10 protein-coding genes and 2 tRNA genes are annotated in these 11856 nt (G+C 47.7%); 2 read left to right on the forward strand and 10 right to left on the reverse strand.

Features of this window, described 5'->3' with window-relative positions; all coding sequences use genetic code 11:
* Positions 1-3: 3 nt before the first annotated feature.
* From smc to AC2CG4_RS08915, 3 genes are all read right to left on the reverse strand, one after another.
* A complete protein-coding gene (gene smc / locus AC2CG4_RS08905; protein ID WP_484485921.1) occupies positions 4-3513 on the reverse strand; it encodes a chromosome segregation protein SMC in 3510 nt (1169 codons plus the stop codon).
* 285 nt (positions 3514-3798) lie between these two features.
* On the reverse strand, positions 3799-5079 hold the full coding sequence (gene ccmI / locus AC2CG4_RS08910; protein ID WP_484485922.1) for a c-type cytochrome biogenesis protein CcmI: 1281 nt from the start codon (positions 5077-5079) through the stop codon (positions 3799-3801).
* Entirely contained in the window at positions 5079-5624 is a 546-nt protein-coding gene (locus AC2CG4_RS08915; protein WP_484485923.1) for a cytochrome c-type biogenesis protein, read from the reverse strand. Before AC2CG4_RS08915 ends, ccmI begins: the two co-directional genes overlap by 1 nt.
* A gap of 215 nt (positions 5625-5839) precedes the next feature.
* Between AC2CG4_RS08915 and AC2CG4_RS08920 the strand changes: the two genes are divergently transcribed.
* Together AC2CG4_RS08920 and AC2CG4_RS08925 are read left to right on the forward strand one after the other, a co-directional pair.
* Positions 5840-5915: transfer RNA gene (locus tag AC2CG4_RS08920), tRNA-Val, on the forward strand.
* A 39-nt stretch (positions 5916-5954) separates the two neighbouring features.
* Positions 5955-6031 (forward strand) — tRNA-Asp (locus AC2CG4_RS08925).
* 384 nt (positions 6032-6415) lie between these two features.
* Here AC2CG4_RS08925 and AC2CG4_RS08930 read toward each other — a convergent pair.
* The 7 genes from AC2CG4_RS08930 to ccmA are packed head-to-tail and all read right to left on the reverse strand — an operon-like array spanning position 6416 to position 11854.
* Positions 6416-6961, reverse strand: a complete 546-nt coding sequence (locus AC2CG4_RS08930; RefSeq protein ID WP_484485924.1) for a DsbE family thiol:disulfide interchange protein — start codon at positions 6959-6961, stop codon at positions 6416-6418.
* The gene (locus AC2CG4_RS08935; RefSeq protein WP_484485925.1) at positions 6954-8960 is read right to left on the reverse strand and encodes a heme lyase CcmF/NrfE family subunit; all 2007 of its coding nucleotides are present in this window, start codon (positions 8958-8960) and stop codon (positions 6954-6956) included. Before AC2CG4_RS08935 ends, AC2CG4_RS08930 begins: the two co-directional genes overlap by 8 nt.
* Positions 8950-9414 (reverse strand): cytochrome c maturation protein CcmE, encoded by a 465-nt coding sequence (ccmE, locus tag AC2CG4_RS08940; protein ID WP_484485926.1) that lies wholly within the window; start codon positions 9412-9414, stop codon positions 8950-8952. Before ccmE ends, AC2CG4_RS08935 begins: the two co-directional genes overlap by 11 nt.
* 34 nt (positions 9415-9448) lie before the next feature.
* Positions 9449-9655 carry a heme exporter protein CcmD gene (gene ccmD, locus AC2CG4_RS08945; protein WP_484485927.1) on the reverse strand — a complete coding sequence of 69 codons (207 nt, stop codon included), beginning with the start codon at positions 9653-9655 and terminating at the stop codon, positions 9449-9451.
* 2 nt (positions 9656-9657) lie between these two features.
* Positions 9658-10410 carry a heme ABC transporter permease gene (locus AC2CG4_RS08950; protein ID WP_484485928.1) on the reverse strand — a complete coding sequence of 251 codons (753 nt, stop codon included), beginning with the start codon at positions 10408-10410 and terminating at the stop codon, positions 9658-9660.
* Between the two features lie 42 nt (positions 10411-10452).
* Positions 10453-11151 (reverse strand): heme exporter protein CcmB, encoded by a 699-nt coding sequence (ccmB, locus tag AC2CG4_RS08955; RefSeq protein WP_484485929.1) that lies wholly within the window; start codon positions 11149-11151, stop codon positions 10453-10455.
* The gene (ccmA, locus tag AC2CG4_RS08960) at positions 11144-11854 is read right to left on the reverse strand and encodes a cytochrome c biogenesis heme-transporting ATPase CcmA (protein ID WP_484485930.1); all 711 of its coding nucleotides are present in this window, start codon (positions 11852-11854) and stop codon (positions 11144-11146) included. The genes ccmB and ccmA overlap by 8 nt, the downstream gene beginning before the upstream one ends.
* Positions 11855-11856: the final 2 nt, after the last annotated feature.

Consider the following 11856-nt stretch of genomic DNA (forward strand, 5'->3'; position numbering starts at 1 on the left):
TGTTTAAACCGCAGCTAATTCTGCGGCTTCGTCTACATCTACTGTCACTAAGCGTGAAACACCTGGCTCATGCATAGTAACGCCTAACAATTGGTGTGCCATTTCCATCGCGTTTTTATTGTGTGTGATGTAAATAAACTGCACCTGCGCCGACATTTCTTCAACCATACGCGCATAGCGACCTACGTTGGCGTCATCGAGCGGCGCATCAACTTCGTCGAGCATACAGAAAGGTGCCGGATTCAAACGGAAAATCGAAAACACTAGTGCAATCGCAGTCAGTGCTTTTTCACCACCCGATAACAAATGAATGGTGCTGTTACGCTTGCCCGGTGGGCGCGCCATAATGGTGATACCTGTATCAAGCAGCTCTTCGCCAGTTAATTCCAGATAAGCATGGCCGCCACCAAATACTTTAGGGAACAACTCCTGCAAACTTTTGTTGACCTGATCAAACGTTTCTTTAAAGCGTGTACGGGTTTCGCGGTCAATGCGCTTAATCGCATTTTCCAGTGTTTCGAGCGCCTCCATTAGATCGGCATTTTGTGCATCAAGGTAATTTTTACGCTCGGACTCTGTTTTATATTCATCAATGGCCGCAAGGTTAATCGGCCCGAGGCGAGAGATTTTACCGGCAAGAGTTTCCAGCTCTTCTTCGAGTGGTTTAACTTCAGTGCCTTCTGGCATTTCCGCCAGAATAATATCCAGATTTAGGTCTTCTTCCTCCAACTGCTCAACAATGCCAGCACGCTGCACTTCAAACATTTGCGCCGCTAAACGCTCTTGTTCTAAATGCGCACGTACGGCTTGTACTTCTTGCTCGGCACGATTGCGCGCCTGCTCGGAATTACGCAACTCATGCTCCACCGTTTCCAGTGCGCGGCGAGCTTCTGTTAGCGAGGCCTCAACTGAAAGGCGTTTGGATAAACTTGCCTCCAGCTCTAATTTGTATTCTTCAACTGGATCGCGGTTATCCGCAATACTGGCCATTAATTGCTCGCGGCGCTCTTGCAAACGCGCAGCCTGTTCACGCAAACGGCCAATTCCCAAACGAATCGAATCCAATTGGGTTTTTACCGATTGGTAACGCATAGCAATTTCGTGGGCTTTATCTTTATCGTGACGGGCGCGCTGACGTGCAGTATCAAGACCAGTGCGAATATCATCGCGCTGTTGCAGTAAGGATTCACGCAAATCAGTGTCTTGCTCCATCATTTCGATGGCTTCGCTCAAAATCATGCGCGCCTCAGACAAATGCTCGGCTTCTTGTTCCATTTGCTCGCGCGCTTCGCGAATTTCGTTATCTGCTCGCTCGCGGCGCATATTCATTTGTTCAATACGAACTTGTTTGGCACTTAGCTGCGAACGCAATTCGCCGTACTTGCGACTTTCATCATCGACTTGGCGACGCAGGCTTTCACGATCCTGCTCCAGGCGCTTAATAGCTGCACGCCCTTCATCCAACTGAGCATTCAGTACTTCAATATTTTCTTCTGCACTAGCAATTGCTGCAGACAATTCTTCCAACTCTTGTCGCCGGGCAATCACACCCGAACTGGCATCGGTATCGCGAGTTACACGTACCCAGTGCGGGCTCAACCAAATGCCATCTCGAGTGATAACAGATTCATGTGCACCAAGCTGTTTGCGCAATGCCAAGGCCACCGGTAAATCATCGGCGATATAAATTCCGGCTAGTAGCCCTTGGGCATCCCATGGGGCAGTGACTTTTTCACTTAATAACGCGGCTTTTGTCGATAGATTTGCAGGCAGTTTGGCATTGGTATCAAACAGTACCAATTCGCCTTGTGTGAGACTTTCAAGTAGACCTGTTACTGCATCGACCTGCTCAACACAGACAGCTTGTAATGCATTGCCTAGCACAGTTTCCAGTGCTTTATCCCAGCCATCGGTAACACTAATGGCGTCGGCGAGACGCGCTTTATTAGTTAATTCATTTTGCGCCAGCCATTGGGTAACGGCTTTGTTTTTTTCACCCATTGCCGCCTGTTGCAGTGCTTCAAGCGATGCGTGACGGCCGCGCATTTTCTGTAGCTGACTGCGCGCCTGATCCAATTCATTCACAATGCGGTTGTTATCGGTGCGAGTACCATCTAACTGCTCAACAAATGCATCCAACTGCATACGTTTTTCATCGGCAACCAAATCCAATTCGGCGAGTTGCTCGGTCAGCTCATGGATCGAGTCATCTTCCGAGCTGTCTTGCAGATTGGTTTTTTCTTCACGCAACTTTTCAATGCGCTGTAATAAACGCTGCTGCACTTGTTCAAGATGCTGAATACGCGACTGCTGTACTTCGGCACGCTGGCGGGGTTCTGCTGCGCGCTGGTTAAAGCTATCCCAATCGTTTTGCCAACGCTGCATAGCCTCTTCAGCATCGATTAACGACTCACCGGATGTTTCTTCAGCCGCTTTTACCATTTCCAGCTCGGGTTCAAGCTCTAATAACTCTGCTTCCCAAGCTTCGGTTTTTTGAGTATCGATTAATAAATTTTCTTCCGCTTCTTTGCTATCGCGACTGGTTTGATCCAAGTCTGCTTGCAATTGACGCGCGCGCTCACCGGCGTGCTGAATACTTTGCTCAAGGCGTGCGATTTCTGCACCGATTGCGTAATAGCGGCCTTGAATCTCATTGAATTTATCGCCCAACTCAGTGTATTGGCTGCGGTACTTTTCGATTTGCGTATCTTTATTTACCTGATCGGTAACAAAGGATTCCATGCGCAATTCGAGATCGCGAATACCTGCTTGTTTCGCTTTCGCCTGCATATCCAATTGCTGGAATTTAAGTGCTTGCAATTGCGCTTTCAGCAATCGCTCTTCTTTTTTGTATTCGGCATATTTTTCTGCCGCTTGTGCCTGCCGCTGCAAGCGCGACAATTGACGCTCTAGCTCATCACGAATATCGGTGAGTCGTTCAAGGTTTTCTTTGGTGCGGCGCATACGGCTTTCGGTATCGCGGCGGCGCTCTTTGTATTTGGAAATACCTGCAGCCTCTTCGATATAAACACGGAGATCTTCCGGTTTTGCCTCGATAAGCTTGGAGATCATGCCCTGCTCTATAATTGCGTAGCTACGCGGACCAAGACCGGTGCCGAGGAAAATATCGGTGATGTCGCGACGACGGCATTTGGTGCCATTGAGGTAATAGCTATTGTCGCTATCGCGGGTAACTTTGCGCTTGATACTGATTTCAGTGAACGCGGCGTATTCGCCTAGGAGAGTGCCATCGGAGTTGTCGAACACCAGCTCGATTGAGGCCTGACCGACCGGTTTACGACCACTGGAGCCGTTAAAGATTACGTCGGTCATGTTTTCGCCGCGCAGGTTTTTGGCGGAAGACTCACCCATCACCCAGCGCACAGCGTCAATAATATTGGATTTACCACAGCCATTGGGGCCAACAACAGCGCATAGGTTGCTGGGAAAGTTGACCGTAGTAGGGTCAACAAACGATTTAAAGCCAGCCAGCTTGATGCACTTTAGCCGCATAGATCCATACACTCTGTTTCATCAGGCTTATATGGTTTGAGCGCCCTACTCCAACCCGCCTGTTCAATAAATAAATCGCCGGCAACCACACATTGCCTAGCTGTTTGATTTTGTTAATTTTTTTAGCTGTTATTAAAAATCAGAAAACGGCCAAAAAAACCTGTAAGGGCGGGATTCTACACATTTGTGGGTCGCATTACACCCGCCTCTGCGAGCAAAAATGTCCAGATCAAGCCAGCTGTATAATTTTCACCCGAAAACAGCGGGACTCAGCTAATTTCTGGATTATTGCGCCACCTTTTGATCAATTGTGACACTAAGGCCTGAAGGGATCGAGTTCATATCCACCGGACCAAAACTACCCTGCCAATCGCCTACTTTAGCGGTTGCCGTACCATCTTGCGAAATTCGAGCAATCACCTCAATGCTATCGACGGAGCCCAAACTCATCGCTGGCGTCATCGCCATAGCTTCAGTTAACACCACTTGCTTAGGCAATTCAGACACAGTCACCCGCGTAATGGCCAGCGGCATTTTCGCCCCTTGCCAAGTGCGCGCGTAAATAAACACGATTTGATCAGGGTTAACCTCAACACCTTCGGCCAAACTAACATTAACACTCAACTGACGGCCTGCACGCGCGGCAGCAAGTGAGGCTTCTGTACCACCCTCGGCAAAATACAAGGTGGCTGCGCGTTCGATACCAGAGATTAATGCCTGGCTGCCGGGCGAATCCTGTCCTGTTAATTTAACTGTATGCTCCCAATACTTAATCGCACTGACGTAATCCTTTTTGCCGAAAGCATCTATACCAGCAAGGCCTAGTGCCATGGTGTTATCCGGCTCAACTTTAAGTACTTTTTCAACCAAATCGCTTATCGGTGGGCTCATTGTATTGCTATCGCGCAAAAACATAGCTTGCGCCAACTCAGCCATGATCATCGCAGAGCTACTGTCGCGCTGTAATACTTGCTGATAGGCGTTAACAGCCTGAGGGAAATCATTTAAATCCATGTGCATCCGCGCCAGAAAAAACCAGTATTGCAATTGCTCAGGTTCATCAGCCAGTCGCGCCTGAATCAAGCGCACCATCTCACGTGCACGCACCGGATCCGGATTGCGACCGGCTTGATAGTCAGCATTATCAAGTTCTTGCTTAAGCTCTTGCGCCAAACGGATTTCTACATCGGCGCTACTGCCCAGCTGTTGATAAAGCCCCCAACTGACAGCAACAATCAATACCGCAATCGCACTCAATGTTTTGATTCCCGCACCCATAGTGCGATTTTGCTGTGCTGCGCGAATGTCGACCTCGTCATCTAATAACGCACGCTCCTGCTCCAACTTTAATTGCGCAAACTGTTCTTGATCTATACGTCCTGCAGATAGCTGCACTTCCAGCTCAGCAATATGTTCGTGAAAAAGCCGTACATTCTCAGCAAGGCGCTCTGCAACCACCTCGCTTGATTGACCATTTTGTTGTTTGCCGTAGCGTACCAGCGGCCAAAAAACAAAACCCAACGCCAACACACTCAGGAGCGCTACACCGACCCACAAGGACATCATTATTGTTTCTCCTGATTGGATTTTTGATTTGTTTCGTTAGCAGTGTTTTGCATGGGTGTTGATTTCAACAAACTCGCCAATCGCGCCTGCTCGGATGAGGTAAGACCCGAATCGACTACTACATCAAGGCGACGGCGCTTGCGAACTATAAGTAACAGCATGATGACACCAAACACCAATAAAAATATCGGCGCCCCCCAGAGCAACAAGGTCGCAGGCGATAATCGCGGGCGATACAAGATAAACTCACCGTAACGCTCAACCATAAAATCGACAATTTCTTTATCAGACCTGCCATCTTTGATCATGAATACCAATTCACGCCGAAGGTCTTCAGCGATAGGGGAATTGGTGCCGGCAAGATTTTGATTCTGGCACTTGGGGCAGCGCATCTCATCGATAAACGTTTGATAGCGTTTGCGATCGACATCATTATCGAACTCATGCACCTCAATGGCCGCGAAAGAAGAAAGGGAAAGAAACAACAACCCGATACAGGTGCATAGTCTTATTAGAGTTGCGCACATAAATAGGCTTCCAGACATTAAATGAAAAATTTGCGCGAGTATAACAATTCATAAGGATGATCGGTAAATTTTGCCCGCACGACCAAAAAACGATCACAAGTGTTTGTTTCATATCCATTTTTTGTATTTTTCATAAATTTTTCAGGAATCTGTAAAAAAAAGGTTGACCCAAATTTTTACATGATTAGAATACGCGCCACCAACAAGGTGAGCGCTGAAAAGCGTGAAATCTTGGGCGGTTAGCTCAGTTGGTAGAGCAATGCCCTTACAAGGCATGGGTCACAAGTTCGAGTCTTGTACCGCCCACCACTCTTACTCATAAGGTAGCTGTGGTTTTTGTGACGATGCGGACCGGTAGTTCAGTCGGTTAGAATGCCGGCCTGTCACGCCGGAGGTCGCGGGTTCGAGTCCCGTCCGGTCCGCCAACATTTGAAATGAAAAAAGCCCCACATCTGGGGCTTTTTTTATGGCTGTAAAATCATAACCACCGAATATTAATAATAAAAAAGCCCCACGCAGGAGCTTTAGAAAAACCTCAGAACAAAGATTCAGACTATACAGCTTTGTTGTTAATCACTTGATCCGCTTTCGCTGAATCCTCTTTAATATGTTTGTACGCGTAAACGCCCACATAAGTAATCATTATGCATGCCAATGCAACTATCACTAAACCATAAAGAACGATTGAATCAATATACATAAATACCTCCGCGTTTTTCTTAATAAATTCAGTTTACGCGGGAGGAAAAAACTGGATTTGATCTCGATCAAACCCAGTTACATTGAAGGGAGGATGGTTAGATGTACACTCAGTTCAGGCTATCAAATATGGGTTTGATAGTCTGCTCCCATACTTGACTATTCACATCACCAATATGCTTATAGCGAATCACACCTTGCTTATCGATCACATAGGTTTCTGGTGCGCCGAAAACACCTAGGTTTAAGCCTAGGCGACCATCTTCATCAAGCACACTGTAAACATACGGGTTGTGTAACTCTGCTAACCACCGTTGAGCATCTTCAGTATTGTCTTTGTAATTAATACCGTAGATAAGAACACCCTGCGCCTTAAGCGAATTGAGAAATTCATGTTCTTGTTTACAAGTCGTGCACCAGGTGGCCCATACATTTAACAGGCTGACTTTGCCTTTAAGCATTTCATGATTTGCGCTTACCAACCCTTGCGGGTTTTCCGGAGCAGGTAAGACCGGCAATTCAAATACAGGCACAGGTTTGTTTAACAATGCAGATGGCATCTCATTGGGATTCAACGAAAGACCACGCCAAAACAATACAGCCAATAGTGCAAAAATAATCAAAGGGATAAATAGAAATAACCGCTGTTTATTCATTGACTAACTTTCCTACCGGATTATTGACCGCTGGTAATTCTTGCTTCACGGCTTTGCGATAACGCTTATCGGCAACTGCAAGCACAGCACCAAAGCCCATCATTAATGCGCCCAGCCAAATCCAACGCACAAACGGCTTGAGATGTACCCGCATCGCCCAAGCAGTTTCGGTTAAGGGTTCACCCATAGCGACGTAAAGATCGCGAAACAAGCCAACATCCAATGCCACCTCTGTCATGGTGCTTCCGCTGGCGAGATACCGGCGCTTTTGCGGTTTCATTTCGCGCAAAAACTTACCGTCTTTCATCACCGTAATAAGCGCTTCTTCGGCAGAGTAATTGGGGCCGTCAATGTGTGTCAGCTTATTGAGAATAAAATCATATTCCACAACAGTGACTTTCTGCCCTACTTCCATACGAATATCGCGCTGCTCCGTATAGATGCTCGTTAACCCAACACCTACAGTTGTTACCGCTATACCGGCATGGGCAATCACCATTGCAAAGTAACTCAAACTCAACTTTTTCAGGCCAACCAACAAAGACTCGCTGTTGCGCAAGCGATAAAACAAATCCGCGATAAGCGCCGCACCAATCCAGCTGGCAATAAACACCGTTAGTGCGGCGAGAATTTCATATTGATCGCGATAAACAAGCGGAAAAACCAACGCGATTGCCAAACTAATCGCCCAGGGCTTCCACAGGAGTTTCACAAACTGCATACCAGACGTGCGCTTCCAGTTAGAGAGCGGACCAAATGCCATCAGCAAGCACAGCAACCCCATTAGCGGCAAAAAGAATAAATTGAAATACGGTGGCCCGACAGAAATTTTTCCGAGACTAAGTGCATCTGCAACCAGCGGATAAAGAGTGCCGATTAACACCATAATCATCAGGATGGTTAACAGAATATTATTACCAAGCAAAAACGTTTCGCGCGATAACAAAGTAAACCCGGCTGAACCCCTTACCACGGGGGCACGCAATGCAAACAGCGTTAGAGAGCCACCAACCACCACTAGAAAGAAACCAAGAATAAAAATGCCGCGCTCGGGATCATTAGCAAATGCGTGCACCGAAGTCAGCACACCGGAGCGAACCAAGAAGGTTCCCAGCAAACTCAATGAAAAAGTGAAAATAGCGAGCAGCAATGTCCAGCTTTTAAACAAGCTGCGCTTTTCAGTTACTGCGAGCGAATGAATCAATGCTGTGCCAATTAGCCAAGGCAAAAAAGATGCGTTCTCTACCGGATCCCAAAACCACCAGCCACCCCAACCCAACTCGTAATAAGCCCACCAACTACCGAGGGCAATACCAACGGATAAAAAACCCCAAGCCATAGTCGCCCAAGGGCGCGACCAGCGTGCCCAAGCGCTATCCAAACGGCCGGTCAGAAGTGCTGCAATAGCGAAGGCAAAAACGACACTAAATCCTACATAGCCCATGTACAGCACAGGTGGATGAATAATCAAGCCTATATCTTGTAGGAGTGGATTTAAGTCGCTGCCGTCCTGTGGTGGAATAGGAAGAATTCGATCAAAAGGATTGGAGGTAAATATAATAAAAGATAGGAAGCCAACCGCGACAAAACCCATCACAGCCAATACACGCGCTTGCATATCGAGCGGTAGTGAGCGACTAAAAATAGCAACCGCCAGCGTCCAGCCGGCTAACATTAGAATCCACAAGAGCAGTGAACCTTCATGTCCACCCCAAACCGCACTGATTTTGTAGTAGTAAGGCAGTAGTGAATTGGAATTGGACGCAACATATTTAACTGAGAAATCGTCGTGAAGAAATGAATACACAAGACAACAAAAAGCGAAGGCAACAAAGATGAAAAAACCGGTAGCCAGTGAGCGGCCTGACTGCATTAAAACGTTGCTACCGTAATGTGCGCCCACTAATGGCAGCACAAATAATGCAGCACTTAAACATAAGGATAATATTAGGGCAAATTGCCCCAATTCCGGTGCGAGCTGAACAAAATCAAGCGCCATATTTTAAGCCCTCACATGTTGCCTGATGCTCGCCTTTATCTTTCATTGCCTCGGCAACTTCCGGCGGAGTGTAATTTTCATCGTGTTTGGCAAGCACTTCACTGGCATTTATCTCGCCGGTTTCGGTCACTATGCCATTGATCACCGCTGCCTCTCCCTCTGCGAACAAGTCTGGCAAGATCCCATTGAAATTGACTTTCACATCTGCCACACCGTCGGTAATCAAAAACCGAATTTCAAGCGAATCGCTGGCGCGCTCAATGCTGCCGGGTTTGACGCAACCACCGGCACGGATGCGGGTATTGTGCGGCACCTCCCCAGCTGCAATTTTGCTGGGCGGATAAAATAAATTAATATTTTCACGCAACGCATAAGCCATAAGGCCAACCGCAACAGTTGAAAACACTACAATAAAAATCACAATCATTAAGCGTTGCTTGCGAACCGGATGCATTTTTTACATTCCCTAACGACTAATACGGATTAATTTATTCAACAGATTGATCTGCTGCTGGATTAGCTTGCGCTAATTTTTGCAATTTTTGTTGCTGTTTGAGAAAAGCTTTTTTCTGCAACAGTGGGCTGATCAACAAAAAAATCAGCACCGCAAAAGTAATTGCATAAGAAGCCCAAACGTAAGGGCCGTGGCCGTTCATAGCGATAAAATCAGCAATTGTTTCAAACTGGAATTTCATTATCACGTCCTCTTATTGGTTGCACTCACGAGATCACTAACCCATTGGGTGCGACTTTCGCGGCGCAGCACTTCAAGCCGAGTATTGAGCAACAATACCAAGGCATAAAACAGGTAAAAACCAATCACCATGATTAACAGCGGGTAAAGCATAGAGGGGTCAATACTGGATTTACTGGTGAATTTAATCGTTGCAGGCTGATGCAGCGTGTTCCACCAATCGACCGATTTGTAAATGATTGGAATATTCACCATGCCTACCAAGGCCAAGACTGCACTGGCTTTATCGGCGGTATCGCGATGGGTAAATGCTTGCTGTAAAGCAATCATGCCTAGATAGAGAAAAAATAAAATTAACATGGAGGTGATACGTGCATCCCACTCCCACCAGGTACCCCAGGTAGGTTTGCCCCAAATTGAACCCGTCACCAGCGACACAAACGTCAGTAAAGCACCAATAGGTGCTGCGGATTTCATCACCATAAAGGGCAATTTCATTTTCCAGATAAGGCCGACGGCACCGGAAATAGCCATAATGTAATAACCCGCCAAGGCCAAGAATGCTGCCGGAACGTGAATATAAATGATGCGGTAACTATTGCCTTGCTTATAGTCAGCGGGAGCAAATGCCAATCCCCACACAGCACCAGTCAGCAAAAGCGCAATGCTGAGTGTGGCCAACCAAGGCAACCAAACGGTTGTTTTTTCGTAAAACCAACGGGGAGAGCCTAATCGATGAAACCATTGCCATGCCATAGTAAGAGACCTTATCGCTGTTTAGCTGATCGTTATTATTAGTTAACCATTTGTACTTATTCGCAACGCGCCCAGCGCTGCTATGGGGGCAAGTACTATTGCCAGCGCCAAAAATGCACCAAGCACAGCCAGTTGCATACCCATTGTGCCGCCCTGTACTGCAGATTGCACCGCACTTGCACCAAAAATCAGTACCGGAATATACAGCGGCATGACAATCAAGGACAACAACAAACCGCCCTTACGCAGCGAAACTGTCAAAGCAGCACCCACAGCACCGATCAAACTCATCGATGCCGTACCCAATGCCAATGATGCCAGCAATGGAAGATAACCTTCTCCTGGCAAACTCAACATCAAACCCAGTAGAGGCGCGAGCAAGGTAACTGGCAAACCCGAGACCAGCCAATGCACCGACACCTTGGCCATCACCGTAAAGTACAGTGATTGCGGGCTAATCAACATTTGCTCCAGGGAGCCGTCGTCGTAGTCGCTGCGAAACAATCCATCGAGCGATAACAAAGTTGCCAGCAGCGCCATTACCCAAACAATTCCCGGTGCCAGTAATGCCAGAACTGATTTTTCCGGACTTACCCCTAATGGAATCAAGGTTACGGCGATGAGGAAAAACACCAGGGGATTGGTGAGCTCGGCCTTATGACGCGCCGCGATTAACATATCGCGGCGGAAACTGGCGATAAATCCCCCCCACAAACTTACTGCCGGATACTGATCAGCCATGATACGCCCCGTCGCTCGTCAGACCACCAAGATTATGGTTGGTTTTATCCCCTGCACGAGCGGGCTGATAATCTTGCAAATTCACCATACGCAACTGCGGCAGGGTTAGATCCTGATGCGAGGTCAGAATCACCACTCCGCCCTTGGCTGACTGCTGGGCGATTAGCGTCTCCAACTGGCTTACGCCCAACTTGTCGATCGCGGTGAAGGGCTCGTCCAGAATCCAGATGCGGGCGCGGCTCAGATGCAACCTTGCCAATGCAACCCGGCGCAACTGCCCTGCGGATAGTTGGTAGCATGGGGTGTCTTCGTAGCCATAGAGGCCAACAGCCGCTAATGCGTCATTAACGGCAATTGCCGCACCGCTCTGGGCTCGATACCACGCCAGGTTTTCCGCCGGTGTTAAGGCTTTTTTGATACCAGGTAAATGTCCTAAGTAAAGGCTGTCGCCGGCAAACTCCCAAGCTGCCTCAGGCAAACCTCGATTAGCGTAAAGGATTTGACCGAGATAATCCGTGCTGATACCCGCAAGAGCGCGTAATAAAGTTGTTTTACCTGCGCCGTTAGGGCCGCCGATTTGCACCACATCACCTGGGTAGAGCTGTAAATCCAACTCTGCAAATAGCAAGCGCTCGTCCCGCTCGCAGCCAAGTTTACGCAGTTCAAGTAGTGGAGTTTTCACCTTGGTTACCGAATCGGTCATGC

The sequence above is a fragment of the Cellvibrio sp. ATLC23 genome (assembly GCF_057196725.1).

What these genes read in the sequence shown, in the direction of transcription:
- ccmE (WP_484485926.1), bottom strand. Translation starts at nt 9,414, where the DNA reads ATGCATCCGGTTCGCAAGCAACGCTTAATGATTGTGATTTTTATTGTA.
- ccmD (WP_484485927.1), bottom strand. Translation starts at nt 9,655, where the DNA reads ATGAAATTCCAGTTTGAAACAATTGCTGATTTTATCGCTATGAACGGC.
- AC2CG4_RS08935 (WP_484485925.1), bottom strand. Translation starts at nt 8,960, where the DNA reads ATGGCGCTTGATTTTGTTCAGCTCGCACCGGAATTGGGGCAATTTGCC.
- ccmA (WP_484485930.1), bottom strand. Translation starts at nt 11,854, where the DNA reads ATGACCGATTCGGTAACCAAGGTGAAAACTCCACTACTTGAACTGCGT.
- ccmB (WP_484485929.1), bottom strand. Translation starts at nt 11,151, where the DNA reads ATGGCTGATCAGTATCCGGCAGTAAGTTTGTGGGGGGGATTTATCGCC.
- AC2CG4_RS08950 (WP_484485928.1), bottom strand. Translation starts at nt 10,410, where the DNA reads ATGGCATGGCAATGGTTTCATCGATTAGGCTCTCCCCGTTGGTTTTAC.
- AC2CG4_RS08930 (WP_484485924.1), bottom strand. Translation starts at nt 6,961, where the DNA reads ATGAATAAACAGCGGTTATTTCTATTTATCCCTTTGATTATTTTTGCA.
- smc (WP_484485921.1), bottom strand. Translation starts at nt 3,513, where the DNA reads ATGCGGCTAAAGTGCATCAAGCTGGCTGGCTTTAAATCGTTTGTTGAC.
- ccmI (WP_484485922.1), bottom strand. Translation starts at nt 5,079, where the DNA reads ATGATGTCCTTGTGGGTCGGTGTAGCGCTCCTGAGTGTGTTGGCGTTG.
- AC2CG4_RS08915 (WP_484485923.1), bottom strand. Translation starts at nt 5,624, where the DNA reads ATGTCTGGAAGCCTATTTATGTGCGCAACTCTAATAAGACTATGCACC.